Raw genomic sequence first — 22619 nt, 5'->3', positions numbered from 1 at the left:
TTTACCTCTTCTGATTGAATCAGAAGAGGCGTTTTCAGATTTTGATTTGACGCGTTTTCTTCACGCAAACCGGTATCCACTTTGCCCGAAAACGCTCTGGAGCGATCGGCTAGAGTCTGCTTCAACTGCGTTGAACCAGACTCGTCGCTTATCTTTTTGTTTGAACATGACCTTTTCCGAAAACCGGTCCCCACTTTTTCGGGATCATGCTCTCCAGCGTGGATTCCGGTTTTGCATCCGATTGGCGCTCTGGGATAGTGCGTGATCCTTTCGCCAAACTGCTCACACTTTGGCGAATCATGCGTTACGGCCATGCCGGTAGCGCGATCGGCAAATCCGGCGGAGCCGGGTTTGCCGATCGCTCGCTATGACGGCACGATTCAGGTGGTAGGGCTGACCAGGAACGAAAAGCCGTATTTTTCGAAGATGGCCTTGGCTTCCGAACTGCGCAGGAAGGCGAGATAATCCTCGGCTCCCTTATGTGCAGTGGAAGTCGCTGCCACGGGATAGACGATCGCCGGGTGAGAGGACGCCGGGAAGGTGCCGACGATCTTTACACCGGGTTCAATCTTGGCGTCGGTCGAATACACGATACCGAGCGGAGCTTCGTTCCGGGCCACCAACGCGAGCGCCGCTCGAACGTTCTCCGCCATTGCCATTTTTGGCTCGACCGCGGTCCATGCGCCGAGCTTTTCCAGCGCCGCCTTGGCATATTTGCCGGCGGGCACGGCCTTGACGTCGCCGGCGGCAACCTTGCCATCGCCTGCGAGTTTGGCGAGATCAAATCCCTGGTCGATAGTGACCTTGTCGATCTTCGAATCTTTCGGTGCGATCAGCACGAGGCTGTTCCCGAGCAAGTTGACGCGAGTCGGTTCGTTGATGGCTTTCTTGCCCGTCACGTAATCCATCCACGCGGTATCGGCCGAGATGAAAACGTCGGCCGGCGCGCCCTGTTCGATCTGCTTGGCAAGCGCCGAGCTTGCCGCATAGCTCGCGATTATCTTGACGCCGGTCTTGGCGGCGTAGGCATTGTCGACCTCGTCCAGCGCGTTCTTCATCGACGCCGCGGCAAACACGGTCAGCGTTTTGTCCTGCGCGGCAGCGGGCGCCATGGCCGAGGACTTTGCGTCCTTGGCGGAGGCGGGTACGGCCAGAAAGGCACCGACCAGCAGTGCCGCGAACAATGAACGGGTGAATATCTCCATGAGGCGCTCCAAATCAGTCCGGCGCGAGTGATCGCGCAGGTTGTGCGGGGGATTGGCAAGACGATCGATGGAAGCGCCGTTCCAGGAATTCCAGCAGGCTTACGGCCAGCCGGAAAGATCGCCCGGCAACACTATCAGCCGCACAATGCATACGTAAAGAGCCGCGGTCGATGGTTTTCAGAAGATCGGCGCCGATACGGTTTCTGGCTGCGCTGCTGACCTTTAGCCTTTCCAAGGGTAAAGGCGAGCCGGAGCTTTTCCACGCCGATACAGCCCGTGCGGCGGTCATGAATCCCCCGCACGCATCCTTGGCGTCAACTGCTATTGGCGGGCATCCGGTGCAGCCAGAACCTGACGGCAGTCCGCGGGGAGTTGCGACAACGTGATCGGAGGTTTCGGCTTCGGCGGCACCTTCGGCGGTCTCGGATGCAGCACGGCGTCGCTGAACCAATAGGCCAGATCGTGCGCGCTGCACCCTTCTTTGTCTTGTGGCGGGCGCTGGGACTCGCACTGGGGGCTGCCCGGCGGACACTTGATGCGGATGTGGAAGTGGTAGTCGTGGCCGTACATGGGTCGAACCTTCGAGAGCCAGCGGCGGTCGCCTTTGGCTTCGCGGCAGAGCGCCTTTTTGATCGCGGCATTGACGAAAATGCGTTCGACCGACGGCTCCCTGGCAGCGGCGCGGATGACGCTGAGGTGACTCGGCGTCCAGGCGCGGGGATCGATATCCAGGCGGTCGCGGCGCACCATCATGACCGCGGACATCTCCTCCCGCTCGTTGCGCGACAACAGCCGGTTCGGCATCGGCGTGAGCCAGACGTCGGCGTCGAGTCCGATCTGGTGGCTGGCATGACCGGAGAGCATCGGACCGCCGCGCGGTTGCGCCATGTCGCCGATCAGAAGTCCCGGCCAGCCGGCCTCCCTGCGTGCCTTCGCCGACACCCGTTCGAGCAGCGCCACCATAGCCGGGTGGGCCCAGTTGCGGTTGCGCGACAGCCGCATCACCTGCCAGGTCGCCCCGGTGACCGGCAACGCCTCCGCCCCGGCAATGCAGCCCCGCGCATAAAAGCCGATGACATAGGGCGGGCCCCCGGTCGGTCGCATCTTGCGGCCGAACAGTTGCTTGGCGGCCAATCTGGGGTCGTCGGGATTGGCCAGGGGCGGCAGCGGCAGCGGCTTCGGGTGCAGCGTGCCTTTGTCCTGCGCGAGCGCTCCGGACACGAGAGCGCCGGCGCCCGAGATTGCGAGAGTGGAGAGCAGAAGCAGAAAGCGAATCGCGCGGACGTTCATGAGCAGCGATTCTATAGCGCTTTCGAGCGAAGTGGATAACCCACCCCGTATATCGAACACGCATTAAACGCTGCCTTCCCGGGATAACTCTGGCTGAATCCACCGGAAATCAGTTAGCCACCTTCACGATACAGTCAGTCGTACTCCGGCGCCATGATAACCCCGGCCGACATCACGGCCCGTCGACAGGGGAGCCGTGACAATAACCGTTATCGCCTGGCTGCGGTTTTCTTGGCCGGAGAGCGTTTTGATTTCGCCGGGGAGCGCTTTGCGGCATTGCGCTTGCGAGTCGCCGCGGCCTTTTTCGCCGAGCGCGACCGGTCGGCTGCGGAACGGGCGGCGGAAGCCTTGCCGCCAGTCTTGCCGCCGCGTTTCGACGAGACGTTCGTGGTCTTGCGGCCGCGGCCCGAGCCGCTCTTCTCGCCGCCGCCGCTCTCCTTGTTGACCGTCGCCCACGCCCGGCGCTCGGCTTCCTTCTTCTTCACCCCGCGCTTCTCGTATCCTTCCTCGATGTGCTCGGCCTTGCGCTTCTGCTTGTCCGTGTAGCTCGACTTGTCGCCGCGCGGCATGATGCCTCTCCGTTTGCGTTTCGATGGAGACGAAACGTCCGGCGGTTGCGAGGGTTCCTGACAGTCGCGATGCGGCCGTTAGCCCATCCATCCTTGGGCTGACGCGGGGGAGATCAGCTATCGACCTTCAGCGCGGCGATGAAGGCTTCCTGCGGAATATCGACCTTGCCGAACTGCCGCATCTTCTTCTTGCCTTCCTTCTGCTTCTCCAGAAGTTTTCTCTTGCGGCTGACGTCGCCGCCGTAGCACTTCGCGGTGACGTCCTTGCGCAATGCGCGCACCGTCTCGCGCGCGATCACCTTGCCGCCGATCGCCGCCTGGATCGGAATCTGGAACATGTGCGGCGGGATCAGCTCTTTCATCTTCTCGACCATGGCGCGGCCACGGCCTTCGGCGCGGGTGCGATGCACCAGCATGGACAGCGCATCGACCGGCTCGCCGTTGACGAGGATCTGCATCTTCACGAGGTCGGCCGGCTTGTATTCGGTGAGGTGATAATCGAATGAGGCGTAGCCTTTGGAGACGGATTTGAGCCGGTCGTAAAAGTCGAACACGACTTCGTTGAGGGGCAGGTCGTATTTCACCATGGCCCGCGCGCCGACATAAGTGAGTTCTTTCTGCACGCCGCGGCGATCCTGGCAAAGCTTCAGCACACCGCCGAGATACTCGTCGGGCGTGAGGATGGTGGCCTCGATCCACGGCTCCTCGATCTCGGCGATCTTCACCACGTCCGGCATGTCGATCGGATTGTGAATCTCGATCTCCTGCCCGTCGGTGAGATGCATCTTGTAGATGACGCTCGGCGCGGTCGCGATCAGATTGAGGTCGAATTCCCGGGACAGCCGTTCCTGGATGATCTCAAGATGCAACAACCCTAGGAAACCGCAGCGGAAGCCGAAGCCGAGCGCGGCCGAGGTTTCCATTTCAAACGAGAAGCTGGCGTCGTTGAGGCGCAGCTTGCCCATGGCCGTACGCAACGTCTCGAAATCGTCGGCGTCGACAGGAAACAGACCGCAGAAAACCACGGGTATCGCCGGCTTGAAGCCGGGCAGCATCTCCGTCACCGGCTTGCGATCGTCGGTGATGGTATCGCCGACACGGGTGTCTGCGACTTCCTTGATGGCGGCTGTGATGAAGCCGATCTCGCCGGGGCCGAGTTCGTCGACCTGCTGCATTTTCGGCGTGAAGAAGCCGACGCGCTCGACATCGTAAGCGGCGCTCGTACCCATCATCCGGATACGACTGCCTTTCCTGAGCACGCCGTCGATGACGCGGATCAGCACGACCACGCCGAGATAAACGTCGTACCAGCTATCGACCAGAAGCGCCTTCAGCGTGGCGTCGCGGTCGCCTTTCGGCGGCGGCAGCCGGGTGACGATGGCCTCCAGCACATCGGGCACGCCAAGGCCGGTCTTGGCCGAAATCATGACCGCGTCGGAGGCGTCGATTCCGATCACGTCCTCGATCTGCTGCTTCACTTTATCCGCTTCGGCCGCGGGCAGGTCGACCTTGTTAAGGACGGGCACGATCTCATGGTTGTTGTCGAGCGCCTGATAGACGTTGGCGAGCGTCTGCGCTTCCACGCCCTGGCTCGCATCCACCACCAGCAGCGAACCTTCACAAGCCGCGAGCGAGCGCGAAACCTCGTAGGCGAAGTCGACGTGCCCGGGCGTGTCCATCAGGTTGAAAACATAATCCTTGCCGTCCTTGGCGCGGTATTTCAGACGTACCGTCTGCGCCTTGATGGTGATGCCGCGTTCGCGCTCGATGTCCATCGAATCGAGCACCTGCTCCTTGCCCGCCATCTCGCGATCGGTCAGACCGCCGGTCATCTGGATCAGGCGGTCGGCCAGCGTCGACTTTCCATGATCGATATGAGCGACAATGGAGAAGTTGCGGATGTTGGCTATGGGAGAGGTCGTCATGGGGCGCGGGATAGCACTCGCCCGAACGCCGGGCAAGCAAGCGTCAACCTCGGGAAACGCTTTCTAACGGCTGTTTTGGGAGCAAAAGCGCGAAGACGGTCACTCGTCCTCGTTGAATCTGTTGCCGATGAGTTCCGCGATCGCGGCGACCGCCGCTTTGGCTTCCGGACCGGTCGCGGAAACGGTGATCGTGGTTCCGATGCCCGCGGACAGCATCATCAATCCCATGATCGAATTGCCGCCGACGGTCTCGCCGTTGCGGGTAACGCTGACGTCGGCCTCGAAGCGTTCGACCATCTGCACGAATTTCGCGGACGCCCTCGCATGAAGGCCGCGCTTGTTGACGATCGGTATGTCGCAGGAGATCGTACCGGCGGCGGATGCGCCGTCCACTGTCGGCGCGGCTTCGTCGTCCGGCTGCCCGGTCATTTGCCGGCAAGCACCCGGCTGGCGATCGTCACGTATTTACGCCCGGCCTCCTGCGCCATCGCGATGGCGTCGGGCAGCGTGCGTTCCTCGCGCACCTTGGCGAGCTTGACCAGCATCGGAAGATTGATTCCCGCGAGCACCTCGACCTTGGGCCGGCTCATGCAGGAGATCGCGAGGTTTGAAGGCGTGCCGCCGAACATATCCGTCAGAATGGCGACCCCGTCGCCGCTGTCGACCCGGTTGACGGCTTCGATGATATCGCTCCGGCACAGGTCGGCGTCATCCTCGGCGCCGATGGTAATGGCTTCGATTTGCTTTTGCGGGCCCATTACGTGTTCAAGCGCGGCCTTGAATTCGTCGGCGAGGCGCCCGTGGGTCACAAGTACCAGACCAATCATTGACAACTCCTCGCGGGTGCTTTTGGTGCACCGCACGAACGGGTCACTTTGACCATCCGGAGCCCTCACGCAAGAGGGCGCGGGGATTTTTTCCCTTAAAAAGCGCTCCCGGGCTTGGCGGTTTACTCCGTGGCAATCGTGGAATCTATATGGTTATCCGGATTTCTTCCGGCAATCGGGTGCCGGCCGCGCGTCGGTGCAACCTGGGATAGTCGTTAGCGCGGCGATGGCGATCGGGATTGGCGAAAAGCCGACAGCAACCGGGATTCGCGCCAGTTCGACGTCCAAAAGGGTGGTTCGCAGCGCTTCCGGCGGCGGCAGGCGCTCTGCGTCGGGCGCCTCGAGATCGATCACGAGGCTGACCGGCGCCTCCGCGACAAAGGCGCAGCGGCGAATCCCGAGACCACGGATTTCTATCATTCCCTCAAGTTCAGGCGGCGGTCTGACGAGGAGTCTGTCGCGGAGCGGCGTCACGAAGAGGCGGTCATCACCGACCAGCGTCGTTACCGGGAGCTGGCCGCTGCGGCCGGCGAGAATGAGGTCGAAGGCAAGGCGCGACTTTCCGGCACCCGAGGGGCCGCGGATCAGAACGGCGCGATCTCCCACCAGAACCGCGGAGCCGTGGATCGTCTGAGCTGACGACGCGCTCATGTGGCGGGAAGCCGGACAATGAAACGCGCGCCCGCGATCCGGGTATCGCCGTGGGGATCAGTCACTCCGGGGCGGTTTTCAGCCCAGATGCGTCCGCGATGCGCTTCGATGATCTGCTTGGAGATCGAAAGGCCAAGCCCCGAATTCTGACCGAAGCCCTGGTGAGGCCGGTCGGTATAGAAGCGTTCGAACACGCGCTCCAGCGCATCCGGGCGAATGCCGGGACCGTCGTCGTCCACGACGATCTCGATTTCGGATTTCAGGCGGCGGCACACGATGCGCACACGGCCGCCCGATTTCGAAAACGATTGTGCATTGGTCAGGAGGTTGGAAATCACCTGTCCCAGTCGCAAATCATGGCCCGGCACCGAGAAGATGTCGTTGCGGGCACCTTCGAAGCGCACATCGACGCTGATGTCGTGGCCGAGCTTGGTTTCGTTCGCGGCCGACGTCAGCGTGGTCAAAAGGCGCCGGATGTCGACGGGCGCCTCGTCCTGCCGTTGCAACTCGGCGTCGAGCCGGCTTGCGTCGGAAATGTCGGAGATCAGTCGATCAAGACGGCGGACATCGTGCTCGATCACTTCCAGGAGCCGGCTGCGGCTGGTGTCGGTTTTTGCGAGCGGCAGTGTCTCCACCGCGGAGCGCAGCGAGGTCAGGGGATTTTTCAGTTCATGAGAAACGTCGGCGGCGAAAGTCTCGATCGCCTCGATGCGGTTGTAGAGCGCGTCGGTCATGTCGCGAAGCGCTCCGGACAGATGGCCGATTTCATCGCGGCGGCGGGTGAAGTCGGGAATCTCGATGCGCGTCTTGATCCGGCGCCGAACCCGCTCCGCGCTGTCTGCAAGCCGCCGCACCGGTCCGGCGATGGTGCTGGCGAGCAGCAGCGACAGCACGATCATGACGATCATGGCGACGCCGAATACTTTCAGAATCGCCAGCCGCTCCGCCGTGACCATCTGGTCGATATCGTCGCCTTGCGTGGACAGCATCAGCGAGCCGAAAATGGTGGAGCGCGGTCGCTCGACCGGAACGGCGACCGAGACGATGATTTCGCCCCGGTCGTTGATGCGCACCATGCTGGATTTCCCGCCCCGTAACGACTGCGCGACCTCCTGATAGCCGTTGCCGTTTTCGGGGCCGAGTTCGCGATAGAGCGGAAGATCGCCGCGATTGAGCCAGGTGCGGATCGCGATCGTGGTGCGCTCTATGAAACCCGGCTTGACGTCGGTCGGGGGCGGCAGTTCGAAACGTATGACGTCGCCGCGGCGGAAAAGGCTGCGGCTGTCGAGAATCAGGACTCCGTCGCGATCGTAGATGCGCGCCCGGGTCTTGGTCGGAGAGATCAGCCGCCGCAGCACGGGAGCGACGCGCTCGGGATTGATTGGAAAGTCCAGCCCTGAAATTTCGTCTGGTGCGCCGTAGCTCTCGCCGGGCTTGAGATCGAGCAGGCGATCGGGATCGATGGTAATCGTGTTGGTCTCGACCGTGGCCGACGCGGCAATGGCGCTTGCTATGATCTCGCCCTGCACCAGCAGGCTTTGCGCGCGGGCATCGATCAGGCCGGCGCGGAATTGCGAGAGATAGAGAATGCTGGCGACCAGCGCGATCAGGCCGGCCAGATTCAGCGACACGATGCGGCGGGTCAGGCTCGAAAAGCTGAGCGTGAAAAGAAACTGCCCCGCGCGCCTCAGCCAGCCAAGCGGCCGTTGCCAGTGCGGCGTCCGTTCGGCCTGATCGGCAAAACTCTCCACCGCGAGGACCTGTGAGGTGTCCTCGGTCTCGGGATCAAAATCAGGCTGCGTTCGATCAAGCAATGACTGAAACTGTCCGCTGCACCAAATCCACTATTGCCGTCATTCCCGCGTCAACGCTGCACGTTTATCGCTGAAAGTGCGGTCGGATGACGACTGCCCGCGATCGCACCGGGAGTGAACCGGAGGTGTCATTTCACATCCGGTTCACGGGCTGCCTGCTCCATAGTGAGAGGTTATCAGGTTTCCTTGAAGCGGTAACCCACGCCGTAGAGGGTTTCGATCATTTCAAAGTCGTCGTCGACGACCTTGAACTTCTTGCGCAGCCGTTTGATGTGGCTGTCGATGGTGCGATCGTCGACATAGACCTGATCGTCATAGGCGGCGTCCATCAGCGCGTTGCGACTCTTGACGACGCCGGGACGCGTCGCCAGCGCTTGCAGAATCAGGAATTCCGTAACGGTCAGGGTGACGGGCTCGTTCTTCCAGGTGCAGGTGTGACGCTCCGGGTCCATGCGCAGCAAGCCGCGGTCGAGCGCCTTGGCGTCGCTTTCCTTGGGCACGGCGGCAGGATCTTTCGGGCAGGCCCGGCGCAAAACCGCCTTGACGCGCTCGACCAGCAACCGTTGCGAGAACGGCTTGCGGATGAAATCGTCGGCACCCATCTTGAGGCCGAACAGTTCATCGATCTCTTCGTCTTTGGAGGTGAGGAAAATAACCGGCAGGTCGGATTTCTGACGCAGCCGTCGCAGTGTCTCCATTCCGTCCATGCGCGGCATCTTGATGTCGAGGATCGCGAGGTCCGGCTGGCTGGTGCGGAATCCGTCGAGCGCCGACGCACCATCGGTATAGGTCATGATGCGATAGCCTTCGGCTTCAAGCGCGATCGACACCGATGTGAGTATGTTGCGGTCGTCATCGACCAGAGCAATTGTGGGCATATGCCTGCTTTCCGAAGCGGATGGCGAGAGGCGAACAATTCGACCGTCTGCCGTTGGTGTGGCTTTAAGAACGCAGTCAACGAGCAATGCAAGCGAGGCTGAAGTGTGACCGTGTTTCCTGAAAACGTGTGAAAGGCCCTACCGTTCCGTCTCTGTTCGGTTGTGCAATTTAGCCTGACAAGGTGATTTTTTCAAATTTGAGGACTTAAAGCCATGCAGCCGACCGCCAATTTCACAGCAGCAAACCTGACCCGATCACTGCTGCGCCGGAGCCGGCAAGGCGCGTTGGCGACCTTGATGGTTGGCAGCGGCGACCCCTATTGCTCTCTTGTAAACGTCGCAAGTCATTACGATGGCTCACCAATTCTTCTGATTTCCCGCCTTGCGGTGCATACGAAAAATCTGCTCGCCGACCCCAGGGTGTCGCTGATGCTGGACGAACGCGCAGCCGGGGACCCCCTGGAAGGCTCGCGAATCATGGTTGCGGGAACCGCCGAGGAGGCGGATGGGGAACTCAAGGCGGTTTTGCGGAAACGTTATCTGAACGTTCACCCATCGGCGGAGGGATTTGCGGATTTCAATGATTTTTCGTTCTTTCGGATTCGGCTGAGCGGCGTTCATCTGGTCGCCGGTTTCGGGCGGATCGTCGATCTCAAGCCGGAAAAGGTTCTGACCAGCCTTGAGGGTGCGGAGGCGCTGGTTGCGGCTGAACAAAATGCGATCGACCACATGAATGGCGATCATCGCGACGCCCTGAAACTTTATGCCACGCGGTTGCTCGGCGCGGAGGCGGCCGATTGGAGATGCACCGGCTGCGATCCCGACGGCCTGGATATGAGTGCCGACAAGCATGATGCCTTGCGTCTGGATTTTCCACGGCGGATCGTCGACCCGGCCGAGCTTCGCGTCGTTTTGAAAGAATTGGCGGATAAGGCCCGCGCGATCGGCTAGACGAGTTCGGCCTTGATCGGTGCCGGCTCGGGACGGCTATAATTGAGACCATCGCTGCGGAGGCACGATTGGCTATGATGGCGTCCCGCGATGGGTGTTCGACGAGGAGGAGTTTTCCGTGCCTGAGATAGGCGTGCGTAACGGCGCCTTCGGCGCCGATAAGTTCGGCCTCAAAAATCTCAAGGCCGTGTACTGGAATTTAGGTACGCCGCAGCTTTACGAGCATGCGCTACGCTCGGGCGAGGCGATGGTGAACGCGGATGGCGCGCTATGCGCGGAAACCGGCGTCTTCACCGGCCGTAGCCCCAAGGATAAGTTCGCGGTCCGCGATACGGTCACCGACAAGAATATCTGGTGGGCCGGCAACCAGTCGATGACGCCCGACCAATTCGCCGAGCTGTATTCCGACTTTCTGGCGCACGCCGCGAACATGACGCTGTTCGCGCAGGACCTGTATGGCGGCGCCGATCCGAATTTCCGGATCAAGACCCGCGTTTTCACCGAATTGGCCTGGCATTCGCTTTTTATTCGCACCTTGCTGCGCCGGCCCGAGACATCGGAACTTGCTGACTTCGTACCTGAACTGACCGTCATCGACTTGCCGAGCTTCCGCGCCGATCCCGAACGGCACGGCGTCCGCTCGGAGAACGTTGTGGCCATCGACTTCACCCGCAAGATCATTTTGATAGGCGGCTCTCATTATGCCGGCGAGATGAAGAAAAGTATCTTCACCACGCTGAACTATCATCTGCCCGACAAGGACGTGCTGCCGATGCACTGTTCGGCCAATGTCGGCCCCGACGGCGACAGCGCAATCTTCTTCGGGCTCTCCGGAACGGGCAAAACCACGCTGTCAGCCGATCCCAGACGCACCCTGATCGGCGACGACGAGCACGGCTGGAGCAAGGACGGGATCTTCAATTTTGAAGGGGGATGCTACGCTAAATGCATCAGGCTGTCGCAGGAGGCCGAGCCCGAGATTTACGCCGCTTCGAAACGCTTTGGCGCAGTCCTTGAAAATGTCGTGCATGACGAATTCACGCGGATACCCGATTTCAACGACGGCTCGAAGACCGAGAACACGCGTTCGGCCTATCCGCTCGAATTCATTCCGAACGCGTCTTTGACAGGTTGTGCCGGCCAGCCGAAAAATCTGGTTATGTTGGCCGCCGACGCCTTCGGCGTATTGCCGCCTATCGCCAGGCTGACGCCGGCGCAGGCCATGTATCATTTTCTGTCGGGTTACACGGCCAAGGTAGCGGGAACCGAACGCGACCTCGGCAACGAGCCGCAACCTGAATTCTCCACCTGCTTCGGCTCGCCGTTCCTGCCGCGCGACCCCGGCGTCTACGGCAGTATGCTGCGCGCCTTGATCGCCAGGCACAAGGTCGATTGCTGGCTGGTGAACACCGGTTGGACCGGCGGTAAATACGGGACAGGCCGGCGCATGCCGATCAAGGTGACGCGCGCTCTGCTCGGTGCGGCGCTCGACGGCTCCTTGCGCGGCGTTGAGTTTCACAACGACAGGTATTTCGGGTTCGCAGTCCCGACGTCGGTGCCCGGCGTCGAGCCGCATATCCTCGATCCGGTCAAAACCTGGGCCGACAAGATCGAGTTCGACAGGACGGCGCGCGCGCTGATCGGCATGTTCCAGCAGAATTTCGCCAAGTTCGAAAACGATGTTGATGCCGAGGTCAAGGCCGCCGCCCCGGCGGTCAAGGCGGCGGCGTAGGTCTGCCCATCAACACCGCGGGCACTCTGTCGCTCGCGCGCATCAACGCTCTCGGCGCGGATGTCCGCCGCATCGCATGATGTCCGTCATGCTGCCGCGCATTCACCTTCTGTCCGGCTCCAGCGCATTGCTCGGAGTCGGGCGGTCGGTGATCTGCTGCCCGAACAGGCTGGCGATCAATTCCACCGCAACCCGCGCCGTCCGCCCGCGCTCGTCGAGAAACGGGTTGAGTTCGACGATATCCACCGAACCAACCAGGCCGGAATCATACAGCAATTCCATGACCAGATGAGCCTCGCGATAGGTCGCTCCTCCCGGAACGGTGGTGCCGACGCCGGGTGCGATGCCGGGATCCAGGACGTCGAGATCGAAACTGACATGCAGCACGCCGTTGCGCGCCCTGACACGCTCGATGACGCGATGAATCAAGACGGCCACGCCGAACTCATCGATCGCGCGCATGTCAGCGATCGCGATGCGGCGGTCCTGCACCAGCTTTTTCTCGAGCGGGTCGATTGAATGGATACCGAACAGATCTAGATGAGCGGGCGTGATAGAGGCGCGCGGTTCGTCGCCGAGCAGGCCGTCAAGTCCGGCCTCGCCGCAGACAAAAGCGGCGGACATGCCGTGCATGTTGGCGGTCATGGTCGTCAGCGGCGTATTGTAGTCGGCGTGAGCGTCGAGCCACAGCACGAACAGTTCGCGTCCCTGTTCATGCCAATAGCGCGCGACGCCGTTGATCGAGCCCATCGACAGGCTGTGGTCGCCGCCAAGGAAGATCGGGATCGCGCCGGACTTCGCCAGATCATAAGCGCGCGGGCTCAGCGCGCGGATCCATGCCTGGATATCGCGGTAGTTGTTGGCCTTGGCGGGAATTGCGTCGGTTGCCGGCGCGAGCCGGGCGATGGAGATGTCGCCGTGATCCGCCAGATCGATGCCCAGGCTCTCCAGCACCGGCGTGATGCCTGCGGTGCGCAGCGCGGCCGGCCCCATCAATGTGCCGCGTTGTGATGCGCCCATGTCGATGGGAACGCCGAGCAGCGCAACCTTTGGGTTCCCCGTCATGTTCGTCATCGCACGAGCCTGCCGATTGCGGTGGTTAGAGAACGCGCAGCCCTGTCATAGTCCGCCCATGCCTTGCTTCTTTTCAGGAGATCGGGCGCGGTGCGGAGCGTAAAGCGTTTCGGATCGAGGCTGGCTTTCACCTGCGACCAGTTCAGCGGCATGGATACGGTGGCGCCTGATCGCGCCCGGGGCGACAGCGGCGCGACCGCAGTCGACTTGGCATCGTTGCGAAGATAGTCGAGAAAGATCTTACCCTCGCGCTGCTTCTTCGACATGTTGACGAGATACTTGTCGGGTGCGTCGGTGGCCATCTGTTCGCAAACGGTCTGGGCGAACATCTTGGCCTGCTTCCAGTTCAATCCGTCTTTTTGCCTGATTGCAAGCGGCGTGATGACGTGCAGGCCCTTGCCGCCGGTGGTCTTGCAGAATGTTTCGAGCCCGAGCGCCTCGAGCCGCTGCTTCAGCTCCTTGGCGGCAGCGATCACGCCGGGGAATGCAACGTCCGGCGCGGGGTCGAGGTCGAATACCAGCCGTCCCGGCACCGTGTATTCGTTGGGCGCGCAATTCCACGGATGCAGTTCGATGCCGCCGATCTGCGCCACCGCGGCCAATGCCTCGATGCGGTCGATCTGTAGATATGGCTTCCGGTCCCCTGACACCTTCGCTTGCGTCACCAGGTCCGACAGGCCGGGCATGGCGTGGCGCTGGAAGAACGTCTCGCCGTCGATGCCATCCGGGGCGCGCACGATCGAACACGGCCGTCCGCGGATGTGGCCGATCATCCAGCCGCCTACCGTTTCCATGTAGGTTGCAAGATCGCGCTTGGTGACCGGCTGCTTGTCCCCCGCATCCGGCCACAGCGCTTTATCCGGATGCGATATCACAACACCCATCACGGTCGAGCGGTCGCGCGCCGCAGCAGCGCGAGGTTGCCGTGCTCTCGTCGTGTCGGTGCGCGTTGCTGGTGTGGCTCTCGCGTCGGGCGGTGTTGCCTCGAGCTTTGTCTTGTCAAGTTTTGGGGCCGCCGCGCGGGTCGGCATCTCCGCCCTGACCTCGCGTGCCGGCTTGTCCATCCGCAGCCCCTTGAAGGCCGCCTGCCGGACCATGCCATCATTGGTCCAACCGGCGAATTCGATTTCGGCGACCAGTTCAGGTTTCAGCCAATGAACGTTACGGCCGCCCGCCGGCGCATTCTTGCCAGAGAATGGACTTCTCGACGCAGCTACCGCTTTTAATGCGGGCATGATGCGTTTCACGGTATCGCCGCCGTAGCCGGTGCCGACGATGCCGGTATAGACGAGGTGGTCGCCGTGATAGACGCCGGCCATCAGCGAGCGGAACTTGTCGCCTGTTGTCTTCCAGCCGCCGATCACGACTTCATGCCCGGGGCGGCTCTTGGTTTTGACCCAGTTACCGCCGCGGCCGGCGCGATAAGGCGCGTCGACGCGTTTGGAAATGATTCCTTCGAGGCCGGAATCGCGCGCTGTTGCGAGCATGTGTTCGCCGTTCACCTCGAAATGCTCCACGTAGCGGATCGATGCGCGGTCGGATCTTGCAGAGCGACCAAGCAGCTTGCGAAGACGGTTCTTGCGCGCCAGCAGCGACAGCGGGCGCAGATCCTTGCCGTCGGCGAAGAGCAGGTCGAATGCGAAGAACGCGAGGTTATCCGTCTTGCCTTCGGACAGCGCCGCCTGCATCGCCGGGAAATCCGGATCGCCATTCGCGTTGAGCGCGACGATCTCGCCATCGATGATGGCGTCCGGCAGTTTCGCGGCCGCCTTTGCGATGGCTGAAAACTTGTCGGTCCAGTCAAGGCCCTTTCGGGTCTTGAGCGTGACGTTGCCACTCTTGACTCGCATCTGGATGCGATAGCCGTCGAACTTGATCTCATGCACCCAACCATCCGCCGAGGGCGGACGTGCTGCCGCTTCGCAAAGCTGAAGTTCCGCAAAGTCCGGCATCTTGCCCTTGATCGCGCGAGCCTTGGCTGTTTGTGGTTCGCTCTTCTTGTGCGCCGTCTTGCGGGTTGAAGCGGGCTTTGCGCTCGCCTTTGCCGGCCGCCTCGTTCTGGCGCGCGCTTCCGCTGCAACGCCCTTGTTCGAATTCCAAACTGCGTCAGAGCCTGCGATCCGCCTGGTCATCATGAAAGGCTCCGGCGCCTTGCCCTTGCCCTTGGCGATCTGTTCGAGGGTCCGGTTTGATGCGACCGAACGGTCCTGCTTCAGCACGTCCTCGCCGTCGCCCGGCCTGGCGTAATCGTCGCGGTGCTTGATCAACAGCCAGTTTTTGCGCTTTCCGTCGCTGCGGTCGTGCTTCATGCGCACCAGCACCCATTCGCCTTTGAGCTTCTCGCCCATCAGCGCGAATTTAAGGTTGCCCTTGGCGAGGCCCTTCGCCGGATCATCGGCGTACCAGTAGCCGCGATCCCAGATTTCCACCGTGCCGCCGCCATACTGGCCTTTCGGGATGGTGCCTTCGAAGTCGCCATAGTCGAGCGGGTGATCCTCCACCTCGACAGCCAACCGCTTCTCGCCGGGGTCGAGCGAGGGGCCTCGCGTCACAGCCCAGGATTTGAACACCCCGTCATACTCAAGGCGGAAATCGTAATGCAGCCGGGTGGCATCGTGCTTCTGGATCACGAACCGCAGTTGCCTGGCGGGCGCGCCGCGTGCTGCGCCGCTCGGCTCGGCGGTTCTCGTAAAGTCACGTTTATCGCGATAGGTGCTCAGTTTTCGCGAGGGCACGGCGTTGGTTCCAATCAGAGCGTTTTCGAGCGAAGTGGAAACCGGTTCGTGTGAAGAAAACGCGTCAAATCAAATCAAGAAAGGCTCCAAGGATCACATGCGGGCAACGTCCTGTCCGGGTGCGAGTGCCCCGGATCACGACTTTTTCCTTTTGACGCCCGCGCTCCTGCGCAGAGCGTCCTTGAGGTCGATGGGCCTGCCATGCTTCTTCAGAAGGTCGGCGAACGCCTCATCCGCCAGATCCTGAAGGGTCGCCATGCGGTCATGGCCAAGTTGCGTCAGCGCGGTCATGGTCTCGTCGTCGAAGGCGATCAGCTTGCGCATGTCCGCGACGGGTTATCCGGCCTTGCGCTTTGCCGCAGGCGACTTTTTTGCGGCGCGCGCCTTGGCCGGTCGCTTCGCGGGCTCGCGCTTGGACTCCTTGGCGGCTTTTTTGCCTTCGATCGGAAACAGCATTTCGCGTTGACCCTCGACGCGCTTCCTTGACCGCTTGCCCCTCGCGGGAGGAGCGGTGGTTTCTTTCCGATCGGCCTTGCCGCCCTTCAGGCTCTGCCGCAAGGCATCCATCAGGTTGATGACATTGCCTTCGGTTTTGACCTTGGCTTTCGTGACCGGATGGCCGGCCTTTTTCTGCTCGATCAGGTCCAGCAGCGCTGCTTCATAATGATCCTCGAAGGCAGCGGGCTCGAAGCCGCCGGACTTCTGCTCGACAATATGCCTGGCGAGATCGAGCATGTCCTTGGTGATCTTCACGTCCTTGATGCCGTCGAAATAGTCGGATGCCTCGCGTACCTCGTAAGCGTAGCGCAACAGCAGGCCGACCAACCCATTGTCGCGCGCTTCAAGCGCAATGACGTGCTCGCGATTGGTCAGCACCACCCGGGCCAGCGCGACCTTACCCGTCGCCTTGATAGTGTCGCGGATCACGGCGTAGGCATCATGTCCGACCTTGCCGTCCGGCACCAGATAATACGGCCTGACGATATAGAGATCGTCGATCTCCGCGCGCGGCACGAACCGGTCGATATCGATGGTGTGGGTGGACTCCAGCGCGATGTTGTCGAGTTCGTCCTTCGTCACTTCGAGATAGGTATCGGTATCGATCTTGTATCCCTTGACGATATCGTCGTTGTCGACCTCCTCGCCGGTTTCGGCATCGACCTTCTGATACTTGATGCGGTGGCCGGTCCTGCGATTGATCTGGTTGAAGCTGACCTTCTCGGACTCCGACGTCGCGGGATAAAGAGCTACAGGGCAGGTCACGAGGGAGAGGCGAAGGAAGCCTTTCCAGTTCGCACGCGGGGCCATCGGAGAACTCCATACGCGACAGGCCTAGAGCATGATCCCGAAAACTGAAAACCGGCTATCGGACAAGACCACGCTCAATCGAAAGAATAGAACATAGTCCGAATTCCAAGCAGTTGAATCGGACACCACGGACGGCAGAATAGATTTAATGTCACGGCGCGCTAAACGTTCCGCCGGCGCGGGCAGCATCAGTCTCGCCCGTCGCGATGTTCTTGTTGTGTTCCTTGAGGGATAGCCTTAATGCGCCTCGTCCCAATTATCGGCGGCGCGGGCGTCGACCTGCAACGGCACCGACAGCAACACTGCCGGGAACGGCGCGTCCTGCATGACATGCTGCACGACCGGCAGCGTCGCCGCGACCTCCTCGTCCGGTACTTCAAAAATCAGCTCGTCATGGACCTGCAGCAGCATCCGTGCGGACAGCTTCTTCGCCGCCAGAGCATCATCCATCCTTACCATGGCGCGGCGGATGATATCGGCAGCCGATCCCTGTAGACGCGCATTGATCGCGGCGCGCTCGTTGAAGGCGCGATGCGACGGATTCGGCGCCTTGATGTCCGGGTAATGGCATTTGCGGCCGAACAGGGTCGTGACATAGCCGTGCTCGCGGCAGAAATCGCGGGTTGCATCCATGTAGGCGCGAATACCGGGAAAGCGTTCGAAGTACTTTTTGATATAGGCGGCTGCTTCCTCGCGAGGGATGCCGAGCTGGTTGGCGAGGCCGAACGCCGAGATGCCGTAAATGATGCCGAAGTTGATGGCCTTGGCCCGGCGGCGGATTTCGCCGGGCATTCCTTGCACCGGCACGCCGAACATTTCCGACGCGGTCATGGCGTGGATGTCGAGGCCGTCGCGGAACGCCTGTTTCAGCACCGGGATATCGGCGATCTCCGCGAGCAGCCGCAATTCGATTTGAGAGTAGTCGGCTGACACCAGTCTGTGTCCGGGGGCCGCGATGAAGGCGCGGCGAATCTTTCGTCCCTCCTCGTTGCGCACCGGGATGTTCTGCAGGTTCGGCTCGTTCGACGACAATCGGCCCGTGGTGGTGGCGGCGAGCGCATAGGTCGTGTGGACGCGCCGGGTCTGCGGATTGACGTATTCCGGCAGCGCGTCGGTGTAGGTGGATTTCAGTTTCGAAACCTGACGCCAGTCGAGAATCTTGCGCGGGAAGTCGTGACCCTGCTCGGCGAGTTCGTCGAGGACCTGGGCCGAGGTCGACCATGCGCCGGTCTTGGTCTTGCTGCCGCCCGGCAGGCCCATCTTGCCGAACATGATGTCGCCGATCTGCTTCGGGCTGCCGACATTGATCGGCTCGCCTGCGAGCTGCTGGATTTCGGCTTCCAGCCGGGCCGCGGTCTGCGCGAGTTCACCCGACAGGCGCGACAGCACCTGCCGGTCGATGGTGATGCCGCGCCGCTCCATCCGCGCCAGCGTCGCCGTCATCGGCCGCTCCAGCGTCTCGTAGACCGCATTCATGCGCTCGGCGACCAACCGCGGCTTCAGCACCTGCCACAGCCGCAAGGTCATATCTGCATATTCCGCCGCGTAAGCCGTGGCGCGGTCGATCGCGACCTGATCGACGGCAAGCCTGTTCCTGCCGCTGCCGGTCAGTTCGCCATGGCTCAATGTGGTGTGGCCAAGCCAGCGCTTCGCCAGCGATGCGAGATCGTGAGAGCCGCGCCCGGCATCGAGCGTATAAGAGATCAGCTCGACGTCGTCGTGATTCTGCATGACGATGCCATGTTGCGCGAGAAGCACGGCGCTGAACTTGATGTTGAGGCCGATCTTCAGGTGGCCGCCGGATTCAAGAATCGGCTTCAGGAGTTCCAGCGCATCGCGAATGGCGATCTGATCGGGCGCAAGCCCGGCGGCAAATAGCCCGGCGCTGTCGCCGGCCTGCTTGTGGCCAAGCGGGATGTAGCACGCGTCGTTCGGCGCGAGCGCCAGCGAGAGGCCCGCCAGTTCAGCCTGCATGGGATCGATGGTCGGCGCCAGCGCTTCGAAGGCAAAACTGCCGTTGTCATCGATGCGGGCGATCCAGTCGCGCAGCCGGTCGAGCGTACGGATTGTTTCGTAGCTGTCGGGCCGGACCGGCAAGGCGCGCACCGCTTCAAGCCGGGCGGCGGCAAGGGCCGCAGGCGTTTTGATCTCCGTATGGCTCGTCGCCTTTGCCCCGCTGACCGGCGCTTTTTTCGCGACGTTATCGCTGCTTCCGAACAGGTCGCCTGATATGGCCCCCCCACCCCGACCTTCCCCCGCAAGGGGGGAGGGAGCAGAGAGGGCTTTGGCATCGATCATATTGCTGGCGTTTTTCGCATCCGGCTCGATCTCGGCCGCGTTGATCTCAGAGTAATCGGCGACGCGCTTGGTCAGCGTGGTGAATTCCATGGCCTTCAGGAAGGCGATCAGCTTGCGGGCGTCGGGCTCCTGCACCGCGAGGTCATCCAGCGGCACGTCGAGCGCGACGTGGTCGTCGAGCAGCACGAGCTGCCGCGAGATGCGCGCTTTCTCGGCGTTCTCGATCAACGCCTCGCGTCGCTTCGGCTGCTTGATCTCGGCGGCGCGCGCCAGCAGCGTGTCGAGGTCGCCGTATTCGGTGATGAGTTGCGCGGCGGTCTTGACGCCGATGCCGGGCACGCCCGGAACGTTATCGACGCTGTCGCCGGCCAACGCCTGCACCTCGATGACCTTGTCGGGCGGCACGCCGAATTTCTCGATCACCTCGGGGATGCCGAGGCGGCGATCCTTCATGGTATCGTACATGGTGACGCAGTCGGTGACGAGCTGCATCAGATCCTTGTCGGAAGAGACGATGGTCGCGGTCGCGCCGCGCTCGCACGCTTGCCGCACGTAAGTCGCGATCAGGTCGTCGGCCTCGAAGCCGGCCTGTTCGAGGCAGGGCAGGTCGAACGCCTTCACCGCCTCGCGGATCAGCGCAAATTGCGGGATCAGGTCGTCGGGTGCGGGCGGCCGGTGCGCCTTGTAAGCGGGATAGAGCTTGTTGCGGAACGTCACCTCGGACTTGTCGAATACGATCGCGAGGTGCGTCGGCCTGTCGTCTTTCGGCATGTCGCGCAGCAGCTTCCACAGCATGTTGCAGAAGCCGAGCACTGCGTTGACCTGCAACCCGTCGGACTTCCGGTTCAGCGGCGGCAGCGCATGATAGGCGCGGAAGATGTAGGAGGAGCCGTCGACGAGAAAGACGTGCTTGCCCTGCATAGTGGTCCCCGCCGCTTTCACCGGGGGAATCGTTGCGGGGGCGGTGGCCGGGATCTCGGCTGCGGCGGGCTTCTTCGACATGGTCGCAACTTAAGGCGTTTTCCCGCCAATGGCACCCCCGCGGCGTCTCCATGACCGACAAAATCGCGAGGAGTTTCTGGCCTTGATCCGGTGTGCAGCCGCTGAGCCGAATTATTCGGCCGCGGCCTGAACCGTGGAGGCGCGTTTTTTCGGCGCGATCCAGAAGGCGTCAGGACGCTCGAACAGGAAGTTCGCCCGCGTGTTGCGGCAGACCCACCAGATCAGCACCGCGCCGGCCACGCCGGCGATGGTGACGATCAGAGAGACCAGGCCGACATCCTGGATAACACCTGCTTTCAGCAGGATCGTGCGCGAGGCTGCCATCGGCAGGAAGAATGCGAGATAGATGACGATCGAGTGCTCTCCGCAATAGCGCAGGGTGTCCAGCCAGCGCATTTTCGCCAGCAGCGTGCCGACGGCGATGATGGCGCCGGCGCCGGCGAGACCGAGCGCGAGCGAGACCATCGGCCATTCGCTGATGCCGGTATGCACCAGTCCGCCGTTGACGACAGCCCACAGCGCCAGCGCCGCCAGCGCCAGCCTCGGATGGGCGCGGGCGCGGTCCGACCACGCGAAAACATAGGTTGCGAACAGGTAGCCGGAATAGATGTAGACGAAGCGAGCGGCGAATTCGTCGATCAGCGTCCAGCCGGTGGAGATGTGCGCCATCTCGAGCGACGCCGCAACGCCCCAGATCGCCCAGGGCGCGATCCGGCGCGTGACCTTGATGACCACGAAGAAGACCGGCAGCAGATAGATGAACCACAGCGTGCCGAACGGGTCGATGAACGACATCAGCCAGAGCCTGACGACGCCGGGCCATCCGACGTCGGCTGCAAAAGCCGGGGCCTTGAAGCCGAATTGGATTGTGACCCACAGCACATAGAAGTAAGCGAAGTGCACCACCTTGCGGTCGAGATAGGTGCGCCAGTCGCGATTGATGACGAGCGGCAGGAACAGGCCCGAAAGCAGGAAGAAGTCCGGCATCCGGAACGGTTTTGCGAATTCGACCACATGGTGCATGAAGCCGGTCTGTCCGGCTGCGGCCTCGACGCCCAGCACCGAGTGCATCATCACCACCATGATGATGCAGATGCCCTTGGCATAGTCGACCCAATCGACCCGTGGGTTCTTCTGTGGGACTGTGCCGTTTCCGGTCATGGGTGTCTCTTTTCGGCGCGATGGGGCCTGCTTACAGCAGGATCGGTTGCATTCTCGTTTTATCAATCAAATAATGTGCCGGGTTTCCGGAAAGTGATCGGACGGAGCCATAGCGTTTTATCAAAGGCGGAAAGGCTTCGGCTTGGCCCGCGTCCGGGCCGTGCGCTATGAGGCAGGCCAGTATAGCCGTTAACCATGCCGTGCGCCCGGACCGATCCTTGACGGAACCATTTGCCAGCCCGCTTCCGATCGACGCCGTGCTCGGCGAACTCGGACGCACGCTTGCCGCGCAGCACACCGCGGTGCTGGTGGCGCCGCCGGGCGCCGGCAAGACGACGCGGGTGCCGCTGGCGCTGCTCGACGCGCCCTGGATCGCCGGCAGGAAGATCCTGGTCTTGGAGCCGCGCCGGATCGCGGCGCGCGCCAGCGCGGAACGGATGGCGCGGACGCTGGGCGAGCGCGTCGGCGAGACCGTGGGCTATCGCGTGCGCTTCGGCTCCAAGGTCTCGCGCAAGACGCGCATCGAGGTCGTCACCGAAGGCATTTTCTCGCGGCGGATCCTCGATGATCCCGAACTGAACGGCGTCGCCGCGATTCTGTTCGACGAGTTTCATGAGCGTTCGCTCGATGCGGACCTCGGGCTTGCCCTGGCGCGCGACGTGCAGAGCGGCTTGCGGGAGGATCTGCGCATCCTGGTGATGTCCGCGACCATCGACGGCGCGCGGGTGGCGAAGCTGCTTGATGATGCGCCGGTGATCGAAAGCGAGGGCCGCGCCTTCCCGGTCGAGACGCGGTATCTCGGCCGCAAACCCGATTCTCCGATAGAGCGGCAGATGGCCGACGCGATCGCCATGGCGCTGCGCGCGGAGGCCGGTTCGGTGCTGGCGTTCCTGCCGGGAGCGTCCGAAATCCGCCGCACCCAGAATATGCTCGCCGAAAGAATCCATGATGCGTCGATCGAGATCGTGCCGCTGTTCGGCGCGCTCGAGGCGGCGGTGCAGGATCGCGCCATCGCGCCGGCCCCGAAAGGCCAGCGCAAGGTGGTGCTGGCGACTTCGATCGCGGAGACCTCGCTCACGATTGAGGGTGTCCGCATCGTGGTGGATTCCGGCATGGCGCGGGTGCCGCGTTATGAGCCGGACATCGGCCTGACCCGGCTGGAAACCGTGCGTGCCTCGCGCGCCGCGGTGGATCAGCGC

General features: G+C 62.3%; 18 protein-coding genes. 3 read left to right on the top strand and 15 right to left on the bottom strand.

Annotation, left to right across the window (positions count from 1 at the left end):
* Positions 1-380: 380 nt before the first annotated feature.
* The 9 genes from modA to NB311A_RS09340 all read right to left on the bottom strand — a co-directional run bounded on the left by modA (position 381) and on the right by NB311A_RS09340 (position 9159).
* On the bottom strand, positions 381-1205 hold the full coding sequence (gene modA, locus NB311A_RS09380; protein WP_009798287.1) for a molybdate ABC transporter substrate-binding protein: 825 nt from the start codon (positions 1203-1205) through the stop codon (positions 381-383).
* 321 nt (positions 1206-1526) lie between these two features.
* Positions 1527-2495, bottom strand: coding sequence for a penicillin-insensitive murein endopeptidase (mepA, locus tag NB311A_RS09375; RefSeq protein ID WP_009798286.1), 969 nt, complete (start codon positions 2493-2495; stop codon positions 1527-1529).
* Between the two features lie 209 nt (positions 2496-2704).
* Positions 2705-3064, bottom strand: a complete 360-nt coding sequence (locus NB311A_RS09370) for a hypothetical protein (protein WP_009798285.1) — start codon at positions 3062-3064, stop codon at positions 2705-2707.
* A gap of 113 nt (positions 3065-3177) precedes the next feature.
* Positions 3178-4989 carry a translation elongation factor 4 gene (gene lepA, locus NB311A_RS09365; RefSeq protein WP_009798284.1) on the bottom strand — a complete coding sequence of 604 codons (1812 nt, stop codon included), beginning with the start codon at positions 4987-4989 and terminating at the stop codon, positions 3178-3180.
* 99 nt (positions 4990-5088) lie between these two features.
* Complete coding sequence (locus NB311A_RS09360) at positions 5089-5418, bottom strand: HPr family phosphocarrier protein (protein ID WP_009798283.1); 330 nt, start codon at positions 5416-5418, stop codon at positions 5089-5091.
* On the bottom strand, positions 5415-5816 hold the full coding sequence (locus NB311A_RS09355) for a PTS sugar transporter subunit IIA (RefSeq protein WP_009798282.1): 402 nt from the start codon (positions 5814-5816) through the stop codon (positions 5415-5417). The genes NB311A_RS09360 and NB311A_RS09355 overlap by 4 nt, the downstream gene beginning before the upstream one ends.
* A gap of 153 nt (positions 5817-5969) precedes the next feature.
* On the bottom strand, positions 5970-6467 hold the full coding sequence (locus tag NB311A_RS09350; RefSeq protein WP_009798281.1) for an HPr kinase/phosphorylase: 498 nt from the start codon (positions 6465-6467) through the stop codon (positions 5970-5972).
* Positions 6464-8281: a sensor histidine kinase gene (locus NB311A_RS09345; protein ID WP_009798280.1), complete on the bottom strand. Its 1818-nt coding sequence runs from the start codon at positions 8279-8281 to the stop codon at positions 6464-6466. Before NB311A_RS09345 ends, NB311A_RS09350 begins: the two co-directional genes overlap by 4 nt.
* A gap of 176 nt (positions 8282-8457) precedes the next feature.
* Positions 8458-9159, bottom strand: coding sequence for a response regulator transcription factor (locus NB311A_RS09340; protein ID WP_009798279.1), 702 nt, complete (start codon positions 9157-9159; stop codon positions 8458-8460).
* Between the two features lie 213 nt (positions 9160-9372).
* On the opposite strand from NB311A_RS09340, the gene NB311A_RS09335 reads away from it, so the two are divergent.
* Together NB311A_RS09335 and NB311A_RS09330 are read left to right on the top strand one after the other, a co-directional pair.
* Positions 9373-10110, top strand: coding sequence for a HugZ family protein (locus NB311A_RS09335; protein WP_009798278.1), 738 nt, complete (start codon positions 9373-9375; stop codon positions 10108-10110).
* A gap of 118 nt (positions 10111-10228) precedes the next feature.
* Complete coding sequence (locus NB311A_RS09330) at positions 10229-11842, top strand: phosphoenolpyruvate carboxykinase (RefSeq protein ID WP_040674772.1); 1614 nt, start codon at positions 10229-10231, stop codon at positions 11840-11842.
* Between the two features lie 102 nt (positions 11843-11944).
* Here NB311A_RS09330 and rocF read toward each other — a convergent pair whose 3' ends face one another.
* The 6 genes from rocF to NB311A_RS09300 form a co-directional block, all read right to left on the bottom strand.
* Positions 11945-12916, bottom strand: coding sequence for an arginase (gene rocF / locus NB311A_RS09325; RefSeq protein WP_009798276.1), 972 nt, complete (start codon positions 12914-12916; stop codon positions 11945-11947).
* Positions 12913-15651 carry a DNA ligase D gene (ligD, locus tag NB311A_RS09320; RefSeq protein ID WP_009798275.1) on the bottom strand — a complete coding sequence of 913 codons (2739 nt, stop codon included), beginning with the start codon at positions 15649-15651 and terminating at the stop codon, positions 12913-12915. Before ligD ends, rocF begins: the two co-directional genes overlap by 4 nt.
* 135 nt (positions 15652-15786) lie before the next feature.
* On the bottom strand, positions 15787-15975 hold the full coding sequence (locus NB311A_RS09315; protein WP_009798274.1) for a hypothetical protein: 189 nt from the start codon (positions 15973-15975) through the stop codon (positions 15787-15789).
* Positions 15976-15987: 12 nt separating this feature from the next.
* Positions 15988-16959: a Ku protein gene (locus NB311A_RS09310; protein WP_009798273.1), complete on the bottom strand. Its 972-nt coding sequence runs from the start codon at positions 16957-16959 to the stop codon at positions 15988-15990.
* 237 nt (positions 16960-17196) lie between these two features.
* Positions 17197-20259 (bottom strand): DNA polymerase I, encoded by a 3063-nt coding sequence (gene polA / locus NB311A_RS09305; protein ID WP_009798272.1) that lies wholly within the window; start codon positions 20257-20259, stop codon positions 17197-17199.
* 111 nt (positions 20260-20370) lie between these two features.
* Positions 20371-21420, bottom strand: a complete 1050-nt coding sequence (locus NB311A_RS09300) for an acyltransferase family protein (RefSeq protein WP_009798271.1) — start codon at positions 21418-21420, stop codon at positions 20371-20373.
* Positions 21421-21638: 218 nt separating this feature from the next.
* Between NB311A_RS09300 and NB311A_RS09295 the strand changes: the two genes are divergently transcribed.
* Positions 21639-22619: DEAD/DEAH box helicase (locus tag NB311A_RS09295; RefSeq protein WP_040674770.1), on the top strand; the 981-nt coding region annotated here is incomplete at its 3' end.

Origin of the sequence: Nitrobacter sp. Nb-311A (assembly GCF_000152905.1) — a bacterium.
Classification (GTDB): Bacteria; Pseudomonadota; Alphaproteobacteria; order Rhizobiales; family Xanthobacteraceae; genus Nitrobacter.
Note: the sequence above shows the minus strand (reverse complement) of the source record. Positions and strands in the feature narration are given on the sequence as shown.